This is a genomic window from Pseudomonas sp. CFBP 13719, from assembly GCF_014842095.1.
In the GTDB taxonomy this organism is placed as follows: Bacteria; Pseudomonadota; Gammaproteobacteria; order Pseudomonadales; family Pseudomonadaceae; genus Aquipseudomonas.
The window spans coordinates 764496-787466 of sequence record NZ_JACYVB010000003.1 but is presented as its reverse complement, the minus strand read 5'-3'; the positions used below and the strand labels follow the sequence as shown (position 1 = coordinate 787466).

The window sequence follows — 22971 nt, the reverse complement described above, 5'->3', positions numbered from 1 at the left end:
GGAATCAGGAAACCTTGGCGGTCAGCAAGGTTTCGAGTTTCTCTTGGTCGCGAGCGAATTGACGAATGCCTTCAGCCAACTTTTCAGTGGCCATTGCGTCTTCGTTCGATGCCCAGCGGAACTGCGCCTCGGTGAGGATCTGCTTGGGTTCGCCGGCATTGCCTGGCTTGAGTTTCTGCTCCAGCGTGCCTTCATCTTCTGCCAGCTTGTGCAGCAGCTCAGGGCTGATGGTCAGGCGATCACAACCGGCCAGTTGCTCGATCTGGTTGATGTTGCGGAAACTGGCGCCCATGACCACGGTCTTGTAGTCGTTGGCTTTGTAGTAGTTGTAGATGCGCGTCACCGACTGCACGCCTGGATCGTCCGAACCGGTGTATTCCTGGCCGGTGGATTTCTTGTACCAGTCGTAGATGCGACCCACGAACGGTGAAATGAGGAACACACCGGCATCGGCGCACGCTTGCGCTTGGGCGAAGGAGAACAGCAAGGTCAGGTTGCACTGGATGCCTGCCTTTTCCAGCTTCTCGGCGGCGCGGATGCCTTCCCAGGTAGACGCCAGCTTGATCAGCACACGCTCGCGACCGACACCGGCCTTCTCGTACAGGTCGATGATCTGGCTGGCCTTGGCCAGCAGGGCCTGCTCGTCGAAAGAGAGGCGCGCGTCCACTTCGGTGGAGATGCGGCCTGGGATGGCCTTGAGGATCCCGGTACCCACGGCAACCGCGAAGGTATCCGACGCCAAGCCGACATCACCGTTGCTGTCGCTGATGGTCTTGCGCAGCATGTCCTTGTAGGCTTCCAGCGAGGCTGCTTTGAGCAGCAGCGACGGGTTGGTGGTGGCGTCGACCGGCTTGAGCTTTGAGATGGCGTCGAAGTCGCCGGTGTCGGCGACCACGGTGGTCATTTGCTTGAGTTGTTCCAGCTTGGAAGTCATGAGCGTGCTCTGTCCTGTGCGAATGAATGACGTTACCCGAGCGCTGCGTCCGGCTCAAGGGCCAAGGGCGTGCAGCAGGGGGAGGGCGGCGGAAAGACCTACATTCGAGTGTCGCGCCGCGCGACGGTTCAATGGATCGAGTATGCGCTCCGATCCGGCCAATGATGCATCGTTGGGCGATCAGCGCCCTTCGAGCAACGCCCCGGCCTGATCGAGCAGCGCCAGCGGGTCATCGGCCTTGTGGATGTCCACCGACAGCAGCTGGCGGAACTTGCGCGCGCCGGGAAAGCCCGTACCCAAACCGAGCATGTGCCGGGTAACGTGGTGCATGGCACCGCCTGACGCGATATGCGCGGCGATGTACGGCCGCATCTGCCGCAGCGCGTCGAAACGGCTGATCACCGGCGCGTTGCTGCCGAACAACTGCTGGTCGACCTGAGCCAACAGGTATGGGTTGTGATAGGCCTCGCGTCCCAGCATCACACCATCGAAGGTCTGCAGATGCTCGGCGCAGGCTTCCAGCGTCTTGATGCCACCGTTGAGTATCACTTCCAGGTCCGGAAAATCCGCCTTCAAGCGCTCGGCAATGTCATAGCGCAGCGGGGGGATGTCGCGGTTCTCCTTGGGCGACAGGCCCTCAAGGATGGCGATCCGTGCGTGCACGGTAAAACTGCGGCAGCCTGCCTCGCGCACCTGTCCGACGAAATCGCACAGCGCCTCATAGCTGTCGCGGCCATTGATGCCGATGCGGTGCTTGACCGTGACCGGAATCGACACTGCATCGCGCATGGCCTTGACGCAGTCGGCCACCAGCGCAGGGTGCGCCATGAGGCAGGCGCCGATCATGTTGTTCTGCACGCGATCACTGGGACAGCCCACGTTCAGATTGACCTCGTCGTAACCGTGCGCCTGCGCCATGCGCGCGCACGCGGCCAGGTCGGCCGGCGTGCTTCCACCCAACTGCAGCGCGATGGGGTGCTCGGCATCGTCGTAGCGCAGAAAGCGCTCGTGATCGCCATTGAGCAAAGCGCCGGTGGTGACCATTTCGGTGTAGAGCAGGGTGTGCCGCGAGAGCAGGCGCAGGAAGTAGCGACAGTGGCGGTCGGTCCAATCCATCATGGGCGCCACGCTGAAGCGGCGAGTGGGCTCCAGGCTAGGCGTGGCGGGCGTTTCAGCTACATTCTGTACCATTTTACTCTGCGCGTTTTGTACCAGTTTTCGGGCGTTTTCGGACGTTTTTTAGGGGTCACTGGTACAATGTACCAGTCCAAAACAGACGTGTACCAGTTGCCCATGGCTACGATAAGAAAGCGATTCAGAGCCGATGGATCGGCCAGTTATACCGTTCAGATCCGCTTGGCCCGTGAAGGGCAGCAAGTCTATCAAGAGAGCCAGACTTTCGCCCGAAAACAGGCCGCTCAGGTCTGGGCACGTCGACGGGAGGCTGAACTCGATGAGCCTGGCGCTATCGCGCGTCTCTCCCGCACTGGTGTCAGCGTCAAAGACATGATCGATCGCTACCTGGTCGAAGTGGAAAAAGCCCGGCCATTGGGCAAGACCAAGCGGGGCACGCTCACCGCGATCGGCAATTCGCATTTCGGCGGGCTGAGCGACACCGACATCAATACCCAGGCGCTGGTCGACTATGCCCTGTGGCGTATGAGCGTCGAAGGCGGTGGCGTGCAGCCGCAGACTGCCGGCAACGACCTTGCGCATCTTGGGGCTGTGCTTTCGATTGCTAGGGATGCTTGGGGCTACCACGTCGATCCGCTGGCGATGAGTGGCGCCAGGCGCGTGCTGCGCAAGCTGGGCTATAACTTGAAAAGTCGAGAGCGCGACCGCCGGCCGACGTTGGATGAGCTGGAAAGCATTCTGCAGCACTATCAGGACATGCAGGCGCGCCGCCCGAGTGTCATCAATATGCTGAAAGTGGTGGGCTTTGCCTTGTTCTCGACACGTCGGCTCGACGAGATTACGCGCATTCGCTGGGCCGATATCGACGAGGCCGGGCAACGTGTCCTGGTGCGTGACATGAAGAACCCGGGGCAGAAGATCGGCAATGACGTCTGGTGCTATGTGCCTGATGAGGCGTGGCAGATTCTGCAGACGATGCCTAGGGTAGGAGACGACATATTCCCCTACAGCCCAGAGTCGATTTCCACGTCCTGGACGAAAGCCTGCAAGTTTTTGAACATCGCGGATCTGCACTTTCACGACCTTCGACATGAAGGGGTAAGCAGGCTTTTCGAAATGGCGTGGGATATCCCGCGGGTGGCCAGCGTGTCGGGCCACCGGGACTGGAATTCGCTGCGGCGTTATACGCACTTGCGCGGTCAGGGCGATCGCTATGCGCAGTGGGCCTGGCTTGAGAAAATCGTCAGCGCGCCCGTCCAGTTGGGCGCCGCTTCGATTAAATGGCTCAATAGGCGTGTTTTAAGCCGTTGAGCTGGCAGTGTTCTTTTACCGCAGCGGCGCGCTGCAGGTCCAGATAACTAGCCAGGTCACTGAGGTGGATACCTCTGGCCGACTTCTGGCTCGTTTCCATGCGGGTAATCGGCAGTTTGATCTGGCCGCTCATGACCTTGCGCTGGAACATTTCCGGCGTCAGATGAGTGAAGTAATCGCGGCACACCAGTTCGAGAGGGATGATGGCCTGACCGTCATACTGGGCCATCAAGATAAAAGCGGTATTCATGATGGTTGGCTCGTAGTGGGGTAGGTGACCGCATGACCGATCAGCGAACGATCGAGTTGATGACCAGATGTTGGTGCGGCACTGGAAGTCCACCACAGTGTGATAGCCTTCGCGGCGCCGCCTCGGGGTTGCTTCATTTGCATGGTGCTTCTCCTTGAGGTGGTCGGTGGCGGGGGTTGCAGCCCCACGCCACCACTTCTTTTGGCTTTGAGCCGTCCGTTAATCCCTTGCCGCCCAATCTGTCTTCAGTTGCGACCACAACGCGTCGCCATTCTCGAAGTACTCGTGCACCTCTTTCTCTGGGCATCGATCCATGTTCAATAAGGCGATGCAGTCGTCGAACAACGTCGTGTCCACGCTTCGCAGATCTGTGAGGGGGAAGGGGAACGCATGGCCGTTGTAGAGGCTCAGCAGAAACCTGCCGATGATTCGGCTTTGGCCTGTGTTGCGCTGGGCAACCAGGAGCAATCGGTTGAGTGCGGCGACACCTGCAGACCTTATGGCAAGGCGCTCGCGTCCTTCGATTTGAAGCAGTGCCGCGATCTGGCTGGCCGGGCAGTAGTGGTGTGATTGCATGGTGCTTCTCCTTTGAATGGGCCGTTGCGTTGCAGCGCTTGGCCGGGGTGTTTTCTGCGTCTGTCGTTGCGTTGCCTACACGCCCTGGAAGACCCAGCAGCGGATGGTTTTCGGCTTGTCGAATGCGTCCAGCGCTCGCGCGGAATTCACAGGCTTGTTCGATTCCAGAAACTTGGGCGACTTGCTGGTTTTGAGCAGGCGTTTCAGATCACTGAGGACCGGCACCTGTTGTCGCTTGTTGGCGGCTGTCTCGACGAACTCGTTGAGGTTCACGGCAATCAGCCCGTCCTTGCGGGCATGATTGAGGGCGCCTTTCTCGTCCATGCCGTTGAGAAAGTCGTACAGGTCCCAGAATTCACGCACTGTGGGGTGGTCGGCGTTGATTGCTTGTTGACGCTCCACGGCCATTCGTTTGATCTCTGCATGGGCCAAAGCCTTGCGCTGCTCACCCAAAGGGACGATGTCGGCCAAGGCGTCTACGAGGCTGCGCAGTTGAGCGTGGTTCTTGGCGATGCGCACCGTGCGGATGTCGGGCAGTGCCAGCAGCTCCTGCTCGTAGCCCGAGGTGTTGTCTTCCATGATCCGCATCGTGTTGGCCTCGCGCGTCAACGCCTTCACCAGGAAGCCGCTGATTCGGTCCATCGGCATGCGTTCGAGTTGTTCGGCGAATTGTTTGGTTTCCGGGGTGTGGTGCTCGCGGGTCAGGTGAATATGGCAGAGGCGCTGCAGAATGGGTTCAGACGCATTCACCGGGTTGTTCTGCGCGATCAACAGGGCGGCGCGGAACGGCGGTTCGTGGGTGTCGTTGCCGTTGTTCTTCACGCCCGTGGAACGGACGCTGCGGCCGTTGTAGGCGGTTTTCAGTTCGTCCCAGTCGAAGTGCTTGACCGGTTGTCCTTCGCGCTGCTCGCGCTCGGATTCGATGAGCACCACCGGCAGGTTACCCACCTGGGAGAAATTGCGGGCCCGGCTTGCCGGTGTGGCCTTGGAGGGGTCGAAGCCTTCGTAATCGGTGCGGCCGACCAGTTTCCACAGCAGCTCTACCAGTGTGGTCTTACCTGAGCCCGCTTCGCCTACCAATTCCAGGAACATCAGCGATTTGTGGATCTGGCGAATCTGCTCGGCGTGCATAGCGCCCAGCCACCATGCCAGGACGACCACGCCTTGAACTCCAAAACACCGCCAGTAGACCTCGAACCAGCCTTCGTTGTAGTCGTTCAGGTCGGGATTGATCTGCAGCACTGGCGACTGACTCTGCGACTTGATGCTGAGTTTGCCCAGGTCGAAGAAGTCTTCCTTGTTGCGCTTCTGCAGCTTGCCGCCGGCGAATGCCAGGTCGTTGAACACATAGGCTCCGTGCTCGCGGGAGTAGCCGATCCATTCGATGGTGTTGACGGTTTTCAGGCAGTCGAGCTGAGGGCCGAGGATGCGCTTGAGCTGTTGCGCGCTGCCTTCGAACATTGCGCCGTTGGAGACGTTGAGCAAGCGGTTGGTGAACTCGGGTGCCGAGGTCAGTTGCTTGGCCGTGAACGTGCTTTTGATGGCAGGCCCCTGTGGGCGCTCGATGCGGAAGTAGTACCAGGCCTCGTCGGTCAAGTCGTTGCGCATGTAGTACAGCGCCTGGAAGTTGCAGTTGGATATGCGGCTCACCGCTCCGGCTTGGCGCAGGGCTTTGTGCCGGCGCTGGTCATCGGTCAGCAACTGGTCGTCGTGGCGCTCCGAACTGTCGAGGTCGCTGACGGCCCGGTCGTATTGTTCGAGGTCGAGCTGGAACCAGTACAGGCGCTTTTGAAACGAGAAGTGGAACGCCTTGCGCTCATCGCGCTGGTAGATCAGAAAACCTTTTTCCTCGGCAGAGTCCGCAAGCAGCAGGTCGCCCAGATGACGCGCTTCGTCCAGATCTTGTTCGATGCGATCCGTACGTTTGGCCTCGTCCTCGATCGACTGCCAGCGCTGATGCAGATCGTTCCAGTCCAGCTTCCTACCGTTTTGCTGCTGCGGGACCAGGGCCGCCGAGCAGGTGAAGCCTAGCTCGCGAGCTTCCTTGGCCCAGCGCCGCATGTTGGTCTTGGCCACCGGTTCGTTGTCCAGGGCCCACACCAGGTGAGGCAAACGCCGGTCGGCGTCGTGGTGCAGTTTGATCAGGGCTTTCAGAGACTCGGTCGGGCAGGGCGCGCTCGACATCATGGAAACGGCAGGCACGGCGTTGTGCAGCAGGGCGATGGCGTCGAAGATGCCTTCGGTGATCCACAGTTCGTTCTCTACCAGCAGGTCGACGCTGGGCGGGCACCACCAGACGCCTTTGTAGCCTGGAAGGCCATCGCCCGTAGGACGAAAGCGCGCCTTCATTTTTCCAAAACGTTCGGGCTGGTCGATCAGCCGTTCCCAGTAACCACCTTTCTCCAAGGCAAACCGCACTGTGGCGCTGCCGGCGTTCAGACGGTGGTCCCAGTAGTTCTCCTGGGTAAACCATCCGGCGATCAGTTCGTATTTGAAGCCGCGTGCGAATTCCAGATAGGCGCGGGCCGTGGCCAGTGGGTTTTCCGGCGTCGACGGGGCGGTCTTGCTCCAGTCGTTGAACAGGTCGTCGTAGATGTCCTTGACATGCACGCGGTGGCCGCATTTTTCCGGGCGCCCGCAGATCAGCACCCAAGGTGAATCGTGGAAGGTGTACAGCGTTTTCTGGCCGCAGTGAGGTGCTGGGCAGATGCCTTTGCGCATGTACTGGGTGCCAGCCATGTGCCTGAGCTGGTAGTCGCGCTCAAGGCGTTGGATGACGTTGGCTCGCAGCCTGTGTTCCATTTCCATCGGGATCAGTTCGCTGTGTCGAGGCTGTGTTTGAGAGCGCCTATCAGACGTTTTTTTGCCGCCAGCACGGGTAGGCCACCAGCGGCGAGCGGCTCAACAATCAGGTATCAAAGGGCAGATCGAGGGAGTGCGCGACCATCGATCAGGTGCTGAAAAATCAGCGCGACCGGAAGGGTGTACACATTGCCCGTGAGGGGGTCCGTCAGCACGGCAGTCGCTCCGGTGCTGCGGCTGACGTCCAGCATTCGCTCATCGGCGGTGTCGTGAAGTTCGCTGTAGGCCAGCCCGGCCAGCGACTCTGCCAGGTGCTCGGGTACGCCCAGGGCGAGGCGCAAGTGGGTGATCGTGCGGCTGAACAGCTGGTCATCGTGGTCCAGATGTTCTTTCTGGTGGCGCTTGAGATAAGCCAGGGCTGCCCGCTGCATGGTTTCGCGGTATTCCATCGCATCGATCACGCTATTCATGACGCATTCTCCAGGTCGAGTAGATCCATCTGTGTTTCATCGTCCTTGCGCATCGATTCTCGGCGCAGGGATTGCGGGGCCACCGGTAGCTGCACCGTGGGGTTGGGCATGCCTGAGGGGCTCATTTCGTGGGTGATTTCGAACTGGCCGCGGAAGGTGGCGCCGCAGGCCACGGTGCAGCACTGCAGGTAGGCGGTGCGCAGGAAGATGTGCTGCCCCACGCTGGTCCGGATGCGCAGGACGCCGCCGCAATGGGGGCACACCAGCTTGTAGGTACTCATAATTCTCCCCGCCGAACCTTCGTGCCGGCGCCGCTTGCTAAGTCCAGGTTCATTGCCGATGCAGGGTGATCACTGCATTGATCTCTTCATGCCGCGCGGCCACGTGGGCGCGGTGGGCGGTGAGGATCTGTTCGATCTCGCGGGCGTCGATCGCACCGTCCTTGAGCGCCTCGGCGAGCATGGCGTCGACGGCGCCGCGCTTGGCGGCGGTCTTCACCGAGCGGGCGTAGAGGTCCAGGTTGTCCAGCTGTTCCGGGTCGGCCAGGGCCACGAAGACGCCGCGGTACAGGGCGGTGATGTAGTCGGCCAGGTGGTGGGTGCCTGCTTCCTGCTCGAGCAGCAGGATCTGCTCGTCGGTCAGCGGGCGGCTGCCGGCGCTTTCGTAGGCGTGGTTGTCGAATTTCTTCAACGGCAAGCCGAGGCGGGCGGCGGCGCATTCGCGGCCGCCGGGGTAGGCGCAGATAACTGCACTGACCACCTGGCGACGGGTTTCTAGAACCGGCCGGGTGAGGCTCTGGTTGGCTATTCGTTTGGAGGCCATTAGTTTGTGATCTCCCCGTCCTTGATCCCCAGCAATACCGCTGCCTTGTGCGCATCGCCGCGTCGGCCTTTGTTTTGGCCACTCAACACGGCGTACACGGTGCTGGGGTTCAGGCTGTGCAGTTCGGCGAAGGCCATGACGGTTTCCCCGCGTCGCTCCAGGGCCTGACGGGCCTGGAGGCGTGCTTGCTCTGGTGTAGTGGCATTGGGCATAGTGCAGATCCGTGCAATATCATGTGGCGACGAGCGAAGAATGATGCACAAATCTGCACTTGTAAATAGCGGAGATGAAAATAATTGCATCTTTCACAGATGATTGGTGAGCGCCTGCAGGCCGAGCGCAAGCGCTTGGGCATGAATCAGGAACTGTTTGCCGCGCAGCTTGGCGTGTCCAAGCGGACCCAGGCGGCCTATGAAGCGGGCGGCAGCGAGCCTGGTGCGCAGTACTTGATCAAGGCTGGCGAGTTGGGCCTGGACATCACGTTCGTACTCACCGGTCAGCCCACCCCCGGCGCGGTCGAGACCCTCAATGCCACCGAGCAACGTCTGATCGAGCAGCTGCGCAGCCTGAGTGCAGATGATCAGGGCGCGGTGCTGCGCGTGGCTGAAGCCATGGCCGCTGCCAGTAGCAAATAATTGGTATCGATTCACCAGGATCGCGTCGACCCAGTCCGATTGCCACGCCCCTCGCGTTGCTAATTCTCCGGTACTCCAACATGAATGGAGTGACCCGGATGTCTCGCAAAATGGATTGCAGAAAACGACCGCGCCCGCGCACCGCAGGGCGCTTCATCGTCGTACGTGAAGAACTCACCCTGCTCACGCACTTCCGCGAATCGTCTGATGGCGACAAGGCGCACCTGCAGCGTATTGCTGCTGCCTTTGCGCACACACGTCGCAAATGAAGGCTCGCGCGTCATCGAGCGTCATCAATGAGGGACTGCCCGCAGCGGCAGCGGTGGAGAAGACAATATGGACTTTGTAGTTTTTCTGGCGGCATTGATCGTCTGGGGTGTGGTCTGGGTACAGCTGTATCGGATGTATCGCAGGCGGGCCTGGGGTTGGGTGGTGAGTCAGCTGGTGAGCGGTACCTTGGGGACCGTTGCGGCATTTTTCGTGGTGGTGCTGGCGCTGGGCTTGATCAACGCACCGCCAGCTGGGGAAGTGGAGGATGTATCCATGCCACCGGTTGTCGAGGCGATTTCCGAGGGCACGCGATCCGAGCTCCCTCCTGCATCGACGCCACCCGCCAGCAAGACCTTCGGCTTCAATGACGAGCGATACCTGGAGCGGCTCGAGCAGGCGCTGAAGACGGTGGATCACACGCGTCCAGTTGAAGCCCGGCCGGTCAAAGAAGGGGAGGTGAACAACTCGCGGTCCATCGTCCTCAGCCCAGTGGTCAGCATCACGTTGGGCCTCGACAAGCACACCGGTAACGTCAATGCCGTCACGGTCATCGGCGTCGGGAATGGCACCGATGCGTCGGGCATCGAGATCCTCATTCAAGCGAGCGCGGCACTCAGTGCGGCCGTGCCTGATGCGTCTGTGGGGGAGGTGATGAAACACATGCCGTCCCTGCTCGGGGGCAAGCCGGTTCGCTTCGGCAATGTGCGCTTGAGCACGATGAAGATGGAGGCGCTCGGCACCTGGTTCCTGGCTGAACCGGTGTGAGCCCCACCGCGAGGCCGGTCACACGGCCTCGCGTCGTTTCTCGTCAATCCCTTCATCCGCTTAAACGCCCGAACTCCCGCTGCACCGCCCGCACCGCGCTGTCTTTGCTCGCATACAACCGCACCAGCCGCTTCGCCTTCGTCTGGTCGCCTTGGGTCACGGACTTTTGTGCACCGCGTTCATCCCGGTAGTACGCCACGACCCCCGTATACGTGCCCTCATCGGTGGCCAGCTCCGCGATCTCGTCGCCGTCCGGCAGCTTTGATTCCAGCTCCAGCCGTGTGACGAACGCATCGCTGGTGAAGTCATGGGAGACGTTGCCGCCCAGCCAGACGATGGCCCCGATCTCATCCTTTACGCCCAGCAGCGAATAGGTCAGCTCGGGTATCAGTTCCGGGCGGCCCTTGGCCAGGGTGTAGCTGAGCGTGGCCGAGCCGCGTTGCAGGCGTTGCAGTTCTGCGCGGGCGGCGGCCAGGGCGCTGTCGCGGTCGGCGTAGGTGTGGCGCAGGTCCTTGTAGTTGTCGCCCTCGCCGGCGATGGCGTGCTTCTTTTCGGCACTGTTGACGTCGTAGTAGAAGGCACGCACGCCGCTGTAGCTGTCGCGATCGGCCTGCAGGTAGCGGTGCTGGTCGCCATCCAGGCGGGTGAGGGTGATGTGCGGCAGGGCCACGCCGCTGACGCTGGTGGCCGCGCCGATCGGCATGAACAGCAAGCGGTCGGCCTTGACGGTGGCCAGCGCGTCGTAGGCCTGGCCCAGGCGGGTGAGCAGGTTGGCGTCCGACTCGTTGGCCTGGTCCAGGTGAGCGATGGGGTGTGCGCCGAGCACGGGGGCAATGGCCGCTTTCAATCCGTAGGCCGTGGCGATGTCCTGCAGGACCTGATGCAAGGTGCACGCGTGCCAGCTGCGCTCGCGGCGTGCCTTGAAGCCGGCGCGCAGGTCGACACCCCGCGCGCGAATACTCAACACGTCCGGCGCGCCGCTGTGTTCGGTCTCGTCGACCACGTACACACCTTTGTCGATGAGGCCGCTGTCGCTCCAGCCCAGCCACAGCTGCAGCCTGGCGCCGTGAGGCGGGATCACCAAGGCGCCGTCGTGGTCGGACAGGGTCACGTCCAGCTGGTCGGCCTCGAGCCCACGGTTGTCCGTCAGCTGCAGGCTGACCAGGCGCGGCATCAGCGTCGAGGTGATGTCGCGACCGTCCACTAGCAGACGGCAGAGGGGCACCGGGTGGGCCCCCAGATCTGGCCACCTCACAGGGCGCGCCTGAGCACATCACCTGCCGCGCCGAGCAGGCTGCCGATCAGGTCGACGCGGCCGTCGTCGATGCGCTTGAGGGCAATGCTGAACTCGATCCGCCGCGCGGCGCCGTCCTGGAAGAACAACGTGCGGGTTTCGCTGATGCTCTCGATCACCCACAACCCCAGCACGCGGCCGGTGCCTTCGACCAGCGGCCAGGCCTTGCCGCTGTCGGCCATGTAGCGAAGCGTGTCCAGGCTCAGCGGTGTGCCCTTGAGCCCGGGCAGCAGGACCCCGGGGAGGGTGATGGCGTCTTCGCCGCGGCCGAGGAACTGGCGGGCCGGGTTGGTGCCGATGCGTGAGGTGGTGCCGTGGCGCCAGTCGGTCTGACGCTGGAGCTCCTGGTAGACCAGGGTTTCCAGGCTGAAAATAAACATGCCGATGGCCATCATCATGGGGCTTAATCCTGATCGGAAAAGGCGCTGCGCGCCCGGGCTTGCTTGGCGCGGTCGCGGCGGTCCAGCTCGGCGGCCACGGCGCGGGCGATGGCGGCGGGGTCGGCGCCGGGTGCGGGTTGGATCTGGATCGAGATGGTGTCACCGGCAACCTGCACCACAGGCGTTGCCGCAGCCGATATCGGCGGCCGGTTGTCCACCGCGACGGCAGTGCCGGCGCTGGCCAGGCCGACCGACAGCGCGCCGGCCTGGGCCAGCCGTTTGCCGACGCTGGCGACGGCCTGCAGCGGGCCCGATGCGCCCTCGGTCAAGCCGTTGCTCAGGCCCTGCATGGTGTGGCCGCCCAGTTCTGCGAACACGCGCGAGGGGCTGTGGATGCCCAGCTTGTCCTTGAACCAGTCGACGGAAGCCTGGCCCATGTCGCTGATGGCTTCGCGCACCACGCTCAGTTTGCGGGTGATGCCGCTGGCCAGGCCGTCCATCAATTGGCCGCCCATGGCGGTGAAACGGTCGGGCAGCTCCACGCCCAGGTACTGCATCACCTGGGCGAAGGCGCGATAGAGCAGGCCCATCGGGCTGAAGTTGGCCAAGGTCTGCATAAGGCTGGTGATGCCGCCACTGAACCCAGTGCGGATCTCGGCCCAGGTGCTGCTGAAGAAGCCGCTGACCGCATCCCAGTTCTGGTAGACCAGGTAGGCCGCGCCGGCCAGCAACCCCAGCACTAGTGAAACGGGGTTGAGCAGCAAGGCGCGGCCGACCAGCAGCAAGGCCCTGGCCACGAACGGCAAAACGTTGCTGGCCAATTTCCAGAACAGGCCTAGCAGCCCAGGCAGGTGAATGCCGAGCCTGGCCAACATCAGGCGCACCACGATCATCGGCGCCAGCAGCGCCGCCAACGTCAAGGCCACGGTGCCGAACGCCAGGGCCAGGCCGGCGGTGATGGCGGCAGCCTTTACCAGGCCGCTGACCAACACAGGGTTTTCCTGCGCCCAGGCTTTGGTGCTGCGCACCAGCTCGGTGATCGACTGCACCAGGTCACGCAGGGCGTGGTCTTGTTGACCTTCGAGCTCGATGCCCAGGTCTTCCCAGCTGCTCTTGAGGGTGGTGAGGTCGCCCTTGAGGTTGTTGGCCATCACCTGGGCGGTGCGTGCCGACTCGCCTTGGGTCTTGCGCAACGTCGCCACCAACTGTTGCAGCTCGCCGCTGCCGGCCTGGTCCACCAGGTGCGCCATGCCCTTGACCGCTTCTTCGCCGGCGATCGCTTTGAACAAGCCACCGCGCACGGCCGTGCCCATGCCGGCGGTCTTGTCGTGGATCTCCTTGAGGATGTCCGGCAGCTCGCGCAGATTGCCCTGGGCGTCGGCGGTGGTGATGTTGAGTTGCTCGAGCGCCTTGGCGGCCATTTTCGGCGGCGCGGCCAGGCGGTTCATGATGCTGCTCAACGCCGTGCCGCCCATGCTGCCCTGCAGCCCTGCGTCACCCAGCTTGCCGGCCATGGCCGCGGCGGTTTCCAGCTCGATACCGTAGGTCTTGGCCATGGGCGCGGCGTACTTCATGGTTTCGCCAAGCATGCGCAGATCGGTGTTGGAGCGGGTGAACGTGCCCACCAGGACATCGCCCAGCTCGCCCATGCGCGAGGCGTGCAGGCCCATGCCGGACAGAATGTTGGAGGCGATGTCGGCGGTCTCGGCCAGCTCGGTACCGCCCGCAGCGGCAAGGTCCAGCATGCCCGGCATGGCCGCCTGGATCGCCTTGGGATCGAAGCCGGCCATGCCGAGAAAACCTTGCGCCCCGGTGGCCTCGCCCGCCGTGAACTTGGTGCTGCCGCCCAGCTCGCGCGCATGATCGCGCAGCGCCTTGAGGTCAGGCGCATCCTGCTCGAGCCGAGTGATGGCCTGAACCCGGCTGACCCCTGCCTCGAACTCCAGCCCCGGCGTTAGCAGCCGTGCACCGGCGTACAACGGCGCACTCGCACCGGCCACACCTGCCGCGCCAGCACCCGCCATGCTGCCGACGAAGCGCTGCTGGCGATCATGCAGTTGCTCGGCCTTGGTCAAGGCTTGCTGCCGCCGCGTCACCGCCGCCAGCCGCTCCTGTTGCTGCAGCAGCGAGCGGTTGGCCGCGTCCAGCTGCTGCTTGAGCCGGCCCTCATGCTGCCCCAGCTGGCCCACGGCAATGCCGGCTTCGCGCAGACGCGTGGCATGCGGCGCCAGGTTGCGCCGTTGGTTCTGCAGCTTGAGGGTCAGGTCGCGCACCGCTTCGTGCGCCTTGCGGTAGTCGGTGCGAAATTTGCCCGTGGCGGCTTCGCCGGTCTGGCGCAGCGCGGTACGCATCTCTCGCAGCCGAGTTTGGGCGTCGACCAGCTTTTGCGAGGTGCCGGTGATTGCCGCTTGCTGCTTGCGGTACCCGGCCACGTCGGCCTGTTGGGCGTTGAGCGCTTTGACCTGATCGCGCGCAGCCTTGAGCGCCTGCACCGTGACCTGGCTGCCGCCGCGAATCCGCTTGAGCGGGCCGGTGACCTTGTCCACGGCCGAGAGCAGCACCTGCAGCCTGAGCTTATCCATCGTCCTTGGCCCCGCTTCGCACCCGTGCCCGCTCGCGCCAGGCCATCAGCTCGGTGAGCGACAGCGACGCCATGGCCTCGGGGGCCCAGTGAAAGATCACGGCAATGTCGGCCATGGCGTCATCTACGCACCGAGGGAGGCGTCCGTCTTCGCCGATTTCGGCAACAAAAAACCGGTGACCACGCCGCCCAGCTGCACCAGGTCGGCAGGGTCCATCTGGCCCAGCTCCTGGTCAGTGAGGGCGGGGTTGCTGATGCGCGGCAGGACCTTGCGCAGGGCCAGCACGTCCATCTGCAGCAGATCGGCCAAGGTCACGCCGCGCAGCTCGCCGGCCATGGGTTTGCGCAGGGTGACCTCGTTGATCTCGACGCTACCGCGTTTGATGGGCGTGTCCAGGGTGACGACGTTCGGGTTCGGTGTTTGCGAGGCTTCGGTGGTCATTGGCAGGGCTCGTGTATGGGATAGGGGTTACAGGCCGATGGCCTTGCGGTGTTCGGCCAAGCGGTCGTCGCCGTTGACCTTGAAGAGGAAGTTGAGCAGGTCGATTTCGATCTCTTCGTTACCGTCGATGGTCAACTTGTAGTAGGTGCAGGTGGTGGTGAACTTGTGCTCGGTGTCCTCGCCGGACTCGGATTCACCCAGGTCGATCTCTTCGTGCCGGCCGCGCACCACCACCTCGACTGCGGACACCTCGCCGGTGTCGTCGCGCTGTACCGAGCCTGCCCAGCGCAGCAGCACGCCGCTGGCCGAGACGGCGCCGTACTGGCGCAGCGCGGTGAGGTCCCAGCCGCCCAGGGTCCACTCCAGCTGGAGGCCGTCGTCGCTGTGACCCAGGTCGACCTTGACCGGGCCGTCCATGCCACCCCCGCGCCATGCTTCCAGTTTGCGGCCCAGCTTGGGCAGGGTGACGTTCTTGCACTGGCCGACGTAGCTGACGCCGTCGTTGAACAGGTTCATGTTCTTGAGTTTCTTGGGCAAGGCCATGGGCAGGCTCCAATGGCGCGGCCGCAGCCACGCGGGGCGAGGGGTCAGGCGCTGACGCGGCTGGCGAAGTCGATGAGGTGGCGGTCGGTGATGCGCTGACGCAGGGTGAGGTCTTCCAGTGGTGGTACGGGCGTGTAGTCGTAGTCCAGGAACAGCTTGCCGGCTTTGAGGGTGTCCTTGTCGTTGGCGGCTTCGTCGTACCAGCATTCGCCCCCCAGGAGGTACCCGCCGCGTATCAGCTCACGGAACTTGGCGTTGATGCTCTCGATGATGTCGCGGGCCAGGCTGGGGTGCAGCGGCACGTCCACGGCCCAGAAATGCGCTTCGGCCATGGTGTCGGCCAGTACCTGGGCGGAGCGGGTGTAGCTTTCGAAGGCGAACAGCGGATCCGCACTGCAGGTGCGCGAGCCCCAGAAACGGAAGCCCTCGCGGCGGATCAAGGTGGTGACGCCTGCAGCGTTGAGCAGGCCCGCATCGGTGGCCGGGTTCTGCAGATCCCAGTAGACGTCCTTGCTCAGGCCGGTGACGCCGTTCACAGCCACATTGGACAGGGTTTTGTGCCAGCCCACCTGCTGGTCCAGCTTGGCCCGCAGGCCCAGTGCGCGGGCAATGGCCGATGCAGGTGCAGCACCGCCGGTGGCGCCGTCAAAGCCGACGAAGTCTGGCCAGATGGTCATCAGTTCCCGGGCGCCGAAATTCTCCCGATAGGCCATCGCGTCCGATGCTGTTTCGCACTCCCACGCGTTGACGTACGCGAAGCCTCGCAGTTTCTGAGCGATGGCCACCAGCTCTGTGGCGACCGGCAGAGAGTCCAGGTCGGGGACGCCGAGGATGCGCGGGCGCACTCCCAGTTGGGCCTCGGCCGCCAGCAGCGCTTTCAAGCCAGTGTATTGCCCGCTCGCAGTGACGCCGCCAATGACGTTGGCGGCAGTTGCAGCGGCGTCGTTACCGGCCGCCACGCGAACCACAACGGTGAGCGGGCTGGCTTGGCCAGCGATGGCGTCCAGGCTTTTCGCCAATGTGCCCTTCACTCCGGCCTTGCCGCTCGCGGTGAGGACGTCGGTGAGCAGTACGGGCCTGTTCACCGGGAAGACGGCGGGGTCTGCGTCGTCAGCGGTGCAAACCATCCCCACCACAGCGGTAGCCACCGTGCGAATGGGGCGCGAGCCTTCGTTGATTTCGACGACGCGAACGCCGTGGTGGTAGTCGGTGGCCATGTTGGCGAGCCTGTGCTGTTGGAGACAGCACTAGGTTGTCGCTTGGGCCTGACAGGCGCGAGGTATGGCGTGTGTAGAGGCCGACGTTACATCCAGTCATCGGAAGAACGAGTATGTGTATTGTTGTACGTATGATTGTGCGCGATACTGCCGCTGTGGAAGTACTCTACACCAAGCTTCCTGACTACTGACTACTGACTACTGACTACTGACTACTGACTACTAATAAACGACTAAATAACTGACGACGAAGGAATACGGCATGAGTGCACTCCTCAACCGGGCTGAGCAGGCGGTTTCCGCTACGGCCATGGTTCGTGGTTTCAGCGCGCGCTTGAAGGACGTCACCAGCGGCGATATCTCGCACCTGGTGATCTTCAAGGACAACGAGCCGGCCGCTGTGCTGGTGGGCATCGACGCCTACCAAGCCATGCAGGACGAGCTCGAAGATCTGCGTTCTGAACTGCTTGCCATCGAGCGCCTGCCCAGCCTCGACAACGACGTTACCGTGAGCCTCGAAGACATGGAGGCCCGGTTCAAATAGGCAATGACGATGAAGAACTGGACTGTTCGGTTTCATTCACTGGTAGAGACAGACCTCAAGCTGCTGGGCAGTGCTGAAGCCAAGAGAGTCCTGAAGGTCATACGCGAGCGTATTGCCGAGGGAGAACCCGACAAGATCGGCAAGGCCTTGCGCGGGCCACTGGCCGGGTACCGCCGGATCCGGACAGGCGATGTACGTATCGTCTACCGCATCAACGGTACTGAAATCATCCTGGTCGTGTGCGTAGGTGCCCGACGCGATGACGAGGTCTACGACGCAGCAGTGAAAAGGGTGTGAACCAAAACCCCGCTTCGGCGGGGTTTTTTACGCCTCACGATCAGCCAGCCCTGTGGGTATTCAAGAGCGATGCCGGCTCTCCGAAAATTAGCCGTCACACATGCATCAATCGGACGCTTCGAAACCTTGCGCCGTCAGCCAGGCCAGCATGGCTGTTTCATCGGGGGAAACTGGCCATCCCGTGGTGGCGGGTGTGCTCGACGTGGTATCGACACGGCTCAGCTCGACCCTGTAGACCTTCCACGCCTTCAGGGCAGCCAGTTCGCTCTCCTGGGCGATTTTCATCTCGACAGCGTCGAGCAGGGTGTCGATCAGGGCAGTGGCGTACTGGTTGAGCAGTTGTTTCTTCTTGCTGGCGGTGCGTTGCAGCGCAGCTGTGTGGGCGGGCCGGTCCAGCACCCATCGGTCATCCTGCCAGGTATCGAATGCAGATTCGGGCGCTTGCAGCGTAAGCCCGCCTGGCAATTCGCCGAGCGCTTCCCATGTCTGGGGTTCGCCGGTTTCAGTGCAATACACCGTGCTGCCGCGCAGGTCGACGATGTGGCTCCAACCGCTGCCATCCGGCAGGGCCACCGCCGCATACCCCGGGATGAACTCCGGCGGCTGCGTCAGGTAGCTGTGCGCGGGTATCAACCACACGCCTGGCTCAAGTGGACTGGGGTCTGCCACGCTTGAGCTGACGAACTCTCGCGTCACGGGCGATACGTTGCAGACGACGGGCGGGATGATCTCTGCGTGCTCCCACCACTGGACTGGATGAACGGTTTCGTCTTCCACATGAAGCTCCTTTCAATATCTGATGCAGGGCAAAAAGGCGACGTTGTGCGGCCTGGCTTCGGTGCCACCCGAGGCGCCAATGGTGACGGCGTGTGTGTGGGCGCCGGCCGAGGCGGTGCTCAGCGCGCCCTTGCCGTAGTAGTCCTCGTCGCCGAATACGGCATTGCCGTCACCTGCAGGCGACCGGTCGAGGTTGACGCCCAGGGTGTGGGCGTGTGCACCGGCGGATGCCGTCGTCCCGCTATGGGTGTGACGAGCGTTCTGGTCGGTTTGCGTCGAACCGAACACGCGGTTGCTGTCCAGTCCTCGCTGCTCATCCCAGCCCCGATCAAAGCTGCCACGCGAGTCGGGAAGGTTGAAAGTGGTGGAGCCGTCGCCGGCACCGTAGATCGTGCCGATACGGGCGAACAGGGCCGCATAGGTGGTTCGTGAGACCGCCGCGCCGTTGCGCCGCAGATAACCTGCAGGAGGCGAGGCCATGGCAAAATGCACGCACATTCCCGCCTTGTTTGCCTCGGCGGCGTGGACGCTCGAGCGAACGGAAGCCCATACCCACGCCGTGCACGGAATCTGCTCGCTGTCATCGGCAGGCCCTGGCCTTGGTGCTTTGGGAATCCCCGTGAACGTCGGCGAGTGCTTGGGCGCCTTGTTTGCCAACTGGTTGTTGACCGACGCGGCGAAGTTCGGATCGTTACCCAAGGCTGCGGCCAGCTCGCTGAGCGTATCCAGCGCTTCGGGTGAGGACGAAACGAGGGCCGCAACGGCGTCAGCCACCTTCCTGGAGGTCTCGTCCTTGGTGAACACATCTGCCCGGGCATAGGTTTCGCCCTTCGAAAACACCTGCGATTTCGTGTAGACGTCGGTCAGCCCGTACTGAGCCACCGTGGTTGGATTGGTGGCCGACACCACGCGTCCATATTGATCGACCGTCACGCTTCGATAGCTGCCTGGGGCGATGCCCGTGCGACCGAACGCCATGCCGAAGGCCAGGGCGGTGACGCCCAGGGTGATTGCCCCGTCGGTGAGCAGCTGCCAACCGCTATCGCCGTAAAGCACGCCTTGCTCGATGAGCACCAGCATCCCCGGTGTGACCTTGTCATGGGTGTTCGCATCGCTGGTACGCGTCCACGCACCCACAGCAGTGAGGTATAGGCCGTTGTTCCTGGCCTCGGTCTGCGCTCTGACCAGTACTCGCTTGCCCGCCGGTACGGCAGCACCGTCAATCGTCTGCAGACCGGCCAGGTTGATGTTGGCGGTCGTAGCGACCCAGGCCGAGTGCTTGAAGTCTTGCTTGGCCAACTCTTCTGTCACGAACTCCTTGGTGGCCAACACCACGCTGGGGTCGATCTTGAGCTCCACGTTTGCCGCGCTGCTCACGACCATGTTCATGCGCACGACCTGGGTCTTGCCCGAGCCCTGCGAGAGCAGCGGCTTGAACGACGGCGCGCAGTTGGCGACCGCGACCAGGTCGCCGTCCGCATCGTAGAGTCCGATCTCGCGGATCCATCGGCCACCCACGTCGGCCGGAATGACTTGTTCGGCGATGATGATGCTGGGGTTTACAGGATCGACCTTGAGCGCGTTCAGCGGTGCCCGCCGCCACTCGTTGATCAGGGCGCGTTGGCCCGCATCGGGTATCGGATCCGTGAGGTTGGCGTCGCCCACGCCCATCTGCGTGATCTTCCAGGCGATGCCCAGGGCATCGGCGTTCGCCTGCTTGGCGGTGCCCACGTTCGTCAAGATGGCGAAGAACTGCGAGGTATGATCGATCATGAGTAGACATCCACGGTTTCGAGGGTGTGTTCACGTCCGCCACGGCCGATGACGCCAGACACGTCGATGTCTCGCGGTTGCGGTGGGTAGACGTCTATTTCATCGCCTTCCTGAAGGGCGGTGCTTACGTAAAGCCGGCCTACCGTCTCCATGCTGATGGCCAGGCCGGTCAGGTGGCGGGCAACGGGCTTGGCATCGTCGATCAGCCACGTCAGCTCCTGGTACATCTCTTCGGTGATGCCGGTTTCCAGTACCCCCACCTGCAGCGCGAAGGTGCCAGGCACCCCGTGGGGTTCGGTTTCCCACCACTCGACCACCTCGATGAGGTAGCCCAGTGGCTCGACGACGCGGCGCAGGGCGCCAATCGTGCCCTTGCGCGCGTGGATGAAGTAGGAAGACTTGATGACCTGGCGCTTGATGGTTTCTGACCAGGTGCTGTCCCAGCGGTCCACAGACAAGGCCCACGCTAGATACGGCAACAGGTCGACCGGGCAGCGATCCGGATTGACCAGGTCGCGGATCTGCACCGGTACGCGCTGGATCTGCGCGGTGGCCTCGGCCGCGAGGCGTTCCAGGGTGAGTGCGTTGGGGGGCATCAGCGCGGTCACGTCAGCACCCCGCGCGTCAGCGTGTAGTGGGTGCAGTACGCGGCCTGGGCTTGGGTGGGGCTGAGGTCGGTCCAGCCCTGTAGCTGCACCTTGCGCACGCCTTCGACGTGCAGCGCCGCATGCAGGGCTGAAGTCGACACCTCCACGCCCAACCGCCGCCGCTTGGCCAGAAACGCGTTCAAACTGGCCTCGGCCGCGGCCATCACCGGGTCGGCCTCTGGGCCCACCGTCGCCAGATAGAGCACGGCGTTGATCACATAGGGCAGGATCTGAGCGCCTTGCACCACCAGGCGGTCGGCGACCGGGCGCCGATCATCGTCGCTCAGGTACGCGTACACCGCGTCCACTACCGACTGATCCACGCTGCCATCGCCCAGGGCGCCCTGCACCGTGACCACGACCGTCGCCGGCGAGGGGCTCTCGGCCGTGGCATCCGCCACTCGGCCATCGGCGCTGCGCGCGTGCAGGATGTAACTGTTGCGTGGGCCGGCCGTGGACAGGCCTTCCCACGCCAACTGGGCGCGCTCGCGCAGGCTGTCGTCGGCTTCCAGGATCGCCGCCACTGGCGGCACCGCCTTCGGATCAGCGGGCCGCACCACTAGGCGCGCCACGTTCACGTTCGCGGCTACCTGGTCCAAGTCCTTGCCCTGCGCCTTGGCCAGCAGTGTCGCCAACGCCGCCTCGTTGACCCGCTGGCGCCAAAGCATTTCGCGGTAGGCGTTTTCCTGCAGCAGCTTGGTCAGCGGTTCGGACTCAAGCGCCAACGTCGCCGCCACCTCGGCGCGCTGCTCGGCGGGCCACAGGCTCACCGCGTACGCCTTGCGCTCGGCGAGGATCTGCTCGAAGTCGACCTGCTCGACAAAGGTCGGGTCCGGCAACTGGCCCAGGTCGATTGGAGTGAACGCCTTCATACGTGTGCCCCCAGCGCCAGCGGCACGCGCAGGCTGAGCGGTTCATGGGTGTCGACCTTGGTGCCCTCGATGTCCAACTGCGCCTGGCCGCTGAGGCCGTCCATCTGCAGCTGCACACGGCTGAGACGAATCCGCGGCTCCCAGCGCATCAGCGCCATGGCCGTCGCGGCATAGGCCAGCAGGCGAGTGCTGTCGTTCACCGGCCAGTCGATCAGATCGGCCAGCTGACTGCCGTAGTCGCGCCGCATCAACCGCGAACCGATCGGCGTGGTGAGGATGTCGGCAATGGACTGGCGCAGGTGCGCATCGCCGCTCAGCGCGCGGCCGGTGGCGGCGTTCATGCCGATCATGGGACAGGCCCATCGGAGATGCTGGTGCCCCGTTGGATGCCAGCGGTTTTGTGGGTGGTGAGGCTGATCTTCTGCTCGCCGGCAACGACGTCTTTTGTAGCGGTAATCAACCCGTCGACCTCAAGGTCACCGATCAGCCGCATGCCGCCCGGCGCGTTGGCCACGATCTGACCGCCGGCCGGGAGGGTGGCGGTGAGGGTGTGGGTGGCGGTGTCGTAGTCAACGACGGCCCCGTCGCGGTACCGGCGGCGGTGGCGAGTTGGGCTGTCATTCGGCGCGGGGTAGCGATCGCTGTACAGGCCGATGAGGACGAAGCCGCTTTCCGGGTTGCCGGAGGGGGAGAGGATCAGGCATTGCTCGTCGGGGCTGGGCGGGTGCCAGGTGGAGTCCTCGCCGGCGTTGAGGGTGAAGAAGGGGAGCCAGGTGGTAAGCAGGTTACCGGTTTGTACACGGCAACGGGCGGTGGCCGGATCGAGCGCGGCGATGGTGCCGGGGCGGATCAGGTTTTCTAGGCGGCGGAGGAGGGTGGGAAGGGTAGGCATGGGGGGATGGTGCAGGGCGACTGTCCGTGCCGCATCTACAGTCTGGTGTAGCAAAGGAAAATACATTCGTAGGCGCCTGCCTGCTGGCAGACGTTGCTATCGTGGCGCTCGCGGCTTCTCAGCACGTAGCAAACGGGCAAACAAGCTGCAGTGCTTCGGTTTGCGCGAGCGGGCCTGATAGCTTTCGGCAATTCGGGAAAGGTTTCGGAGCGGGTTTCGGAGCTCGTTTCGCCGCTACCAACTGCGAACCTTTCGTCGTAAACCAGGCTGCAACGTGCGTTAACACCCTACGAAACGATGTTTTTCGCTTGTCAGGTTACAAGAAATGATAATAGTATAAGCGTATAAGACGATAAGGCATCGCCTTTACCCTTAGCAGACACACAACCCAGAGACCTAACCTCCGAAAGAAATGGAGGCACCCAAATGAGCCAGAATCTATTCGAGCAGTTCACGGACGATCCCGTGGAATACAACATGAAGCATCTGAAGACCCAGCTCTTCATGACGCTGATCACTCTCATCCGCCAGAAAGGTTGGAGTCAAGCTGCCGCCGCCAGCGAGCTATGCGTCAGCGCTCCGCGTATGAGCAACCTGTTCAAGGGGTACCTGGAGAAATTCTCCATCGATACGCTCTTGGAAATGCTGGTGCGTATAGGCTACAAACTGGATGCAGATTTCGACCCTGAAAATAGCGCCCAGCCCCTCGTAATGAACCTAAAAAAGGCGATGCTGTAAAAGCC

General features: G+C 63.0%; 29 protein-coding genes. 7 read left to right on the top strand and 22 right to left on the bottom strand.

What is annotated here, in order from left to right:
• Nucleotides 1-4: 4 nt before the first annotated feature.
• Both tal and dusA read right to left on the bottom strand, forming a co-directional pair.
• Complete coding sequence (gene tal, locus IFT57_RS13900) at nucleotides 5-934, bottom strand: transaldolase (RefSeq protein WP_122477480.1); 930 nt, start codon at nucleotides 932-934, stop codon at nucleotides 5-7.
• Between the two features lie 180 nt (nucleotides 935-1114).
• The gene (gene dusA, locus IFT57_RS13895) at nucleotides 1115-2125 is read right to left on the bottom strand and encodes a tRNA dihydrouridine(20/20a) synthase DusA (RefSeq protein ID WP_192151771.1); all 1011 of its coding nucleotides are present in this window, start codon (nucleotides 2123-2125) and stop codon (nucleotides 1115-1117) included.
• 102 nt (nucleotides 2126-2227) lie between these two features.
• Here dusA and IFT57_RS13890 point away from each other — a divergent pair, with 102 nt between their 5' ends.
• Nucleotides 2228-3379, top strand: coding sequence for a site-specific integrase (locus IFT57_RS13890; protein WP_192151867.1), 1152 nt, complete (start codon nucleotides 2228-2230; stop codon nucleotides 3377-3379).
• Here the strand turns inward: IFT57_RS13890 and IFT57_RS13885 are convergent.
• The 7 genes from IFT57_RS13885 to IFT57_RS13855 all read right to left on the bottom strand — a co-directional run bounded on the left by IFT57_RS13885 (nucleotide 3354) and on the right by IFT57_RS13855 (nucleotide 8511).
• Nucleotides 3354-3629, bottom strand: coding sequence for a pyocin activator PrtN family protein (locus IFT57_RS13885; protein ID WP_192055496.1), 276 nt, complete (start codon nucleotides 3627-3629; stop codon nucleotides 3354-3356). The genes IFT57_RS13890 and IFT57_RS13885 overlap by 26 nt on opposite strands.
• Nucleotides 3630-3848: 219 nt before the next feature.
• Nucleotides 3849-4205, bottom strand: a complete 357-nt coding sequence (locus IFT57_RS13880) for a DUF7673 family protein (RefSeq protein WP_192151770.1) — start codon at nucleotides 4203-4205, stop codon at nucleotides 3849-3851.
• Nucleotides 4206-4280: 75 nt separating this feature from the next.
• Nucleotides 4281-7007 (bottom strand): toprim domain-containing protein, encoded by a 2727-nt coding sequence (locus tag IFT57_RS13875; protein WP_192151866.1) that lies wholly within the window; start codon nucleotides 7005-7007, stop codon nucleotides 4281-4283.
• A gap of 113 nt (nucleotides 7008-7120) precedes the next feature.
• Nucleotides 7121-7477: a hypothetical protein gene (locus IFT57_RS13870; protein WP_192151769.1), complete on the bottom strand. Its 357-nt coding sequence runs from the start codon at nucleotides 7475-7477 to the stop codon at nucleotides 7121-7123.
• A complete protein-coding gene (locus IFT57_RS13865) occupies nucleotides 7474-7758 on the bottom strand; it encodes an ogr/Delta-like zinc finger family protein (protein WP_192055490.1) in 285 nt (94 codons plus the stop codon). Before IFT57_RS13865 ends, IFT57_RS13870 begins: the two co-directional genes overlap by 4 nt.
• A 49-nt stretch (nucleotides 7759-7807) precedes the next feature.
• Entirely contained in the window at nucleotides 7808-8299 is a 492-nt protein-coding gene (locus IFT57_RS13860; RefSeq protein WP_192151768.1) for a YmfL family putative regulatory protein, read from the bottom strand.
• Nucleotides 8299-8511: a DNA-binding protein gene (locus tag IFT57_RS13855; RefSeq protein ID WP_192055486.1), complete on the bottom strand. Its 213-nt coding sequence runs from the start codon at nucleotides 8509-8511 to the stop codon at nucleotides 8299-8301. The genes IFT57_RS13860 and IFT57_RS13855 overlap by 1 nt, the downstream gene beginning before the upstream one ends.
• Before the next feature lie 84 nt (nucleotides 8512-8595).
• Here IFT57_RS13855 and IFT57_RS13850 point away from each other — a divergent pair, with 84 nt between their 5' ends.
• From IFT57_RS13850 to IFT57_RS13840, 3 genes are all read left to right on the top strand, one after another.
• Nucleotides 8596-8934 carry a helix-turn-helix domain-containing protein gene (locus IFT57_RS13850; RefSeq protein WP_192151767.1) on the top strand — a complete coding sequence of 113 codons (339 nt, stop codon included), beginning with the start codon at nucleotides 8596-8598 and terminating at the stop codon, nucleotides 8932-8934.
• Between the two features lie 80 nt (nucleotides 8935-9014).
• Nucleotides 9015-9203: a hypothetical protein gene (locus IFT57_RS13845; protein WP_192055483.1), complete on the top strand. Its 189-nt coding sequence runs from the start codon at nucleotides 9015-9017 to the stop codon at nucleotides 9201-9203.
• 67 nt (nucleotides 9204-9270) lie between these two features.
• A complete protein-coding gene (locus IFT57_RS13840) occupies nucleotides 9271-9969 on the top strand; it encodes a hypothetical protein (protein ID WP_192151766.1) in 699 nt (232 codons plus the stop codon).
• Nucleotides 9970-10021: 52 nt separating this feature from the next.
• On the opposite strand, the gene IFT57_RS13835 is transcribed toward IFT57_RS13840, so the two are convergent.
• The 7 genes from IFT57_RS13835 to IFT57_RS13805 are packed head-to-tail and all read right to left on the bottom strand — an operon-like array spanning nucleotide 10022 to nucleotide 16426.
• Nucleotides 10022-11224 carry a phage late control D family protein gene (locus tag IFT57_RS13835; protein WP_342030353.1) on the bottom strand — a complete coding sequence of 401 codons (1203 nt, stop codon included), beginning with the start codon at nucleotides 11222-11224 and terminating at the stop codon, nucleotides 10022-10024.
• A complete protein-coding gene (locus tag IFT57_RS13830) occupies nucleotides 11221-11661 on the bottom strand; it encodes a phage tail protein (protein WP_192151765.1) in 441 nt (146 codons plus the stop codon). The genes IFT57_RS13835 and IFT57_RS13830 overlap by 4 nt, the downstream gene beginning before the upstream one ends.
• A gap of 5 nt (nucleotides 11662-11666) precedes the next feature.
• On the bottom strand, nucleotides 11667-14225 hold the full coding sequence (locus tag IFT57_RS13825) for a phage tail tape measure protein (protein ID WP_192151764.1): 2559 nt from the start codon (nucleotides 14223-14225) through the stop codon (nucleotides 11667-11669).
• A complete protein-coding gene (locus IFT57_RS13820; protein WP_192151763.1) occupies nucleotides 14218-14340 on the bottom strand; it encodes a GpE family phage tail protein in 123 nt (40 codons plus the stop codon). The genes IFT57_RS13825 and IFT57_RS13820 overlap by 8 nt, the downstream gene beginning before the upstream one ends.
• An 8-nt stretch (nucleotides 14341-14348) precedes the next feature.
• On the bottom strand, nucleotides 14349-14666 hold the full coding sequence (locus IFT57_RS13815; protein ID WP_192151762.1) for a phage tail assembly protein: 318 nt from the start codon (nucleotides 14664-14666) through the stop codon (nucleotides 14349-14351).
• Between the two features lie 27 nt (nucleotides 14667-14693).
• Nucleotides 14694-15209, bottom strand: coding sequence for a phage major tail tube protein (locus tag IFT57_RS13810; RefSeq protein WP_192151761.1), 516 nt, complete (start codon nucleotides 15207-15209; stop codon nucleotides 14694-14696).
• Between the two features lie 44 nt (nucleotides 15210-15253).
• Complete coding sequence (locus tag IFT57_RS13805) at nucleotides 15254-16426, bottom strand: phage tail sheath protein (RefSeq protein ID WP_192151760.1); 1173 nt, start codon at nucleotides 16424-16426, stop codon at nucleotides 15254-15256.
• 310 nt (nucleotides 16427-16736) lie between these two features.
• Here IFT57_RS13805 and IFT57_RS13800 point away from each other — a divergent pair, with 310 nt between their 5' ends.
• On the top strand, nucleotides 16737-16970 hold the full coding sequence (locus IFT57_RS13800) for a type II toxin-antitoxin system Phd/YefM family antitoxin (RefSeq protein WP_192151864.1): 234 nt from the start codon (nucleotides 16737-16739) through the stop codon (nucleotides 16968-16970).
• Between the two features lie 9 nt (nucleotides 16971-16979).
• Nucleotides 16980-17267, top strand: coding sequence for a type II toxin-antitoxin system RelE family toxin (locus IFT57_RS13795; RefSeq protein ID WP_192151759.1), 288 nt, complete (start codon nucleotides 16980-16982; stop codon nucleotides 17265-17267).
• A 105-nt stretch (nucleotides 17268-17372) separates the two neighbouring features.
• Here the strand turns inward: IFT57_RS13795 and IFT57_RS13790 are convergent, their stop codons facing one another.
• The 6 genes from IFT57_RS13790 to IFT57_RS13765 are packed head-to-tail and all read right to left on the bottom strand — an operon-like array spanning nucleotide 17373 to nucleotide 22228.
• Nucleotides 17373-18044 (bottom strand): tail fiber assembly protein, encoded by a 672-nt coding sequence (locus tag IFT57_RS13790; protein ID WP_192151758.1) that lies wholly within the window; start codon nucleotides 18042-18044, stop codon nucleotides 17373-17375.
• A 12-nt stretch (nucleotides 18045-18056) separates the two neighbouring features.
• Nucleotides 18057-19817, bottom strand: a complete 1761-nt coding sequence (locus tag IFT57_RS13785; RefSeq protein WP_192151757.1) for a phage tail-collar fiber domain-containing protein — start codon at nucleotides 19815-19817, stop codon at nucleotides 18057-18059.
• Nucleotides 19814-20413, bottom strand: coding sequence for a phage tail protein I (locus IFT57_RS13780; RefSeq protein ID WP_192151756.1), 600 nt, complete (start codon nucleotides 20411-20413; stop codon nucleotides 19814-19816). The genes IFT57_RS13785 and IFT57_RS13780 overlap by 4 nt, the downstream gene beginning before the upstream one ends.
• Before the next feature lie 8 nt (nucleotides 20414-20421).
• Entirely contained in the window at nucleotides 20422-21336 is a 915-nt protein-coding gene (locus tag IFT57_RS13775) for a baseplate J/gp47 family protein (RefSeq protein ID WP_192151755.1), read from the bottom strand.
• Nucleotides 21333-21686 (bottom strand): GPW/gp25 family protein, encoded by a 354-nt coding sequence (locus IFT57_RS13770; protein ID WP_192151754.1) that lies wholly within the window; start codon nucleotides 21684-21686, stop codon nucleotides 21333-21335. Before IFT57_RS13770 ends, IFT57_RS13775 begins: the two co-directional genes overlap by 4 nt.
• A complete protein-coding gene (locus IFT57_RS13765) occupies nucleotides 21683-22228 on the bottom strand; it encodes a phage baseplate assembly protein V (RefSeq protein ID WP_192151753.1) in 546 nt (181 codons plus the stop codon). Before IFT57_RS13765 ends, IFT57_RS13770 begins: the two co-directional genes overlap by 4 nt.
• Nucleotides 22229-22654: 426 nt before the next feature.
• On the opposite strand from IFT57_RS13765, the gene IFT57_RS13760 reads away from it, so the two are divergent.
• A complete protein-coding gene (locus IFT57_RS13760) occupies nucleotides 22655-22966 on the top strand; it encodes a helix-turn-helix domain-containing protein (RefSeq protein WP_192151752.1) in 312 nt (103 codons plus the stop codon).
• The last annotated feature ends 5 nt before the right edge of the window (nucleotides 22967-22971 follow it).

Excerpts from the sequence above, each read along its gene's own strand:
- IFT57_RS13775 (WP_192151755.1), bottom strand. The coding sequence starts at position 21,336 with ATGAAGGCGTTCACTCCAATCGACCTGGGCCAGTTGCCGGACCCGACC.
- IFT57_RS13785 (WP_192151757.1), bottom strand. The coding sequence starts at position 19,817 with ATGATCGATCATACCTCGCAGTTCTTCGCCATCTTGACGAACGTGGGC.
- IFT57_RS13865 (WP_192055490.1), bottom strand. The coding sequence starts at position 7,758 with ATGAGTACCTACAAGCTGGTGTGCCCCCATTGCGGCGGCGTCCTGCGC.
- IFT57_RS13820 (WP_192151763.1), bottom strand. The coding sequence starts at position 14,340 with ATGGCCGACATTGCCGTGATCTTTCACTGGGCCCCCGAGGCCATGGCG.
- IFT57_RS13780 (WP_192151756.1), bottom strand. The coding sequence starts at position 20,413 with ATGCCCCCCAACGCACTCACCCTGGAACGCCTCGCGGCCGAGGCCACC.
- IFT57_RS13890 (WP_192151867.1), top strand. The coding sequence starts at position 2,228 with ATGGCTACGATAAGAAAGCGATTCAGAGCCGATGGATCGGCCAGTTAT.
- IFT57_RS13875 (WP_192151866.1), bottom strand. The coding sequence starts at position 7,007 with ATGGAACACAGGCTGCGAGCCAACGTCATCCAACGCCTTGAGCGCGAC.
- IFT57_RS13810 (WP_192151761.1), bottom strand. The coding sequence starts at position 15,209 with ATGGCCTTGCCCAAGAAACTCAAGAACATGAACCTGTTCAACGACGGC.
- IFT57_RS13840 (WP_192151766.1), top strand. The coding sequence starts at position 9,271 with ATGGACTTTGTAGTTTTTCTGGCGGCATTGATCGTCTGGGGTGTGGTC.
- tal (WP_122477480.1), bottom strand. The coding sequence starts at position 934 with ATGACTTCCAAGCTGGAACAACTCAAGCAAATGACCACCGTGGTCGCC.
- IFT57_RS13885 (WP_192055496.1), bottom strand. The coding sequence starts at position 3,629 with ATGAATACCGCTTTTATCTTGATGGCCCAGTATGACGGTCAGGCCATC.
- IFT57_RS13765 (WP_192151753.1), bottom strand. The coding sequence starts at position 22,228 with ATGCCTACCCTTCCCACCCTCCTCCGCCGCCTAGAAAACCTGATCCGC.
- dusA (WP_192151771.1), bottom strand. The coding sequence starts at position 2,125 with ATGGTACAGAATGTAGCTGAAACGCCCGCCACGCCTAGCCTGGAGCCC.
- IFT57_RS13880 (WP_192151770.1), bottom strand. The coding sequence starts at position 4,205 with ATGCAATCACACCACTACTGCCCGGCCAGCCAGATCGCGGCACTGCTT.
- IFT57_RS13870 (WP_192151769.1), bottom strand. The coding sequence starts at position 7,477 with ATGAATAGCGTGATCGATGCGATGGAATACCGCGAAACCATGCAGCGG.
- IFT57_RS13795 (WP_192151759.1), top strand. The coding sequence starts at position 16,980 with ATGAAGAACTGGACTGTTCGGTTTCATTCACTGGTAGAGACAGACCTC.
- IFT57_RS13805 (WP_192151760.1), bottom strand. The coding sequence starts at position 16,426 with ATGGCCACCGACTACCACCACGGCGTTCGCGTCGTCGAAATCAACGAA.
- IFT57_RS13760 (WP_192151752.1), top strand. The coding sequence starts at position 22,655 with ATGAGCCAGAATCTATTCGAGCAGTTCACGGACGATCCCGTGGAATAC.
- IFT57_RS13825 (WP_192151764.1), bottom strand. The coding sequence starts at position 14,225 with ATGGATAAGCTCAGGCTGCAGGTGCTGCTCTCGGCCGTGGACAAGGTC.
- IFT57_RS13855 (WP_192055486.1), bottom strand. The coding sequence starts at position 8,511 with ATGCCCAATGCCACTACACCAGAGCAAGCACGCCTCCAGGCCCGTCAG.
- IFT57_RS13860 (WP_192151768.1), bottom strand. The coding sequence starts at position 8,299 with ATGGCCTCCAAACGAATAGCCAACCAGAGCCTCACCCGGCCGGTTCTA.
- IFT57_RS13815 (WP_192151762.1), bottom strand. The coding sequence starts at position 14,666 with ATGACCACCGAAGCCTCGCAAACACCGAACCCGAACGTCGTCACCCTG.
- IFT57_RS13770 (WP_192151754.1), bottom strand. The coding sequence starts at position 21,686 with ATGATCGGCATGAACGCCGCCACCGGCCGCGCGCTGAGCGGCGATGCG.
- IFT57_RS13800 (WP_192151864.1), top strand. The coding sequence starts at position 16,737 with ATGGTTCGTGGTTTCAGCGCGCGCTTGAAGGACGTCACCAGCGGCGAT.
- IFT57_RS13830 (WP_192151765.1), bottom strand. The coding sequence starts at position 11,661 with ATGATGATGGCCATCGGCATGTTTATTTTCAGCCTGGAAACCCTGGTC.
- IFT57_RS13845 (WP_192055483.1), top strand. The coding sequence starts at position 9,015 with ATGAATGGAGTGACCCGGATGTCTCGCAAAATGGATTGCAGAAAACGA.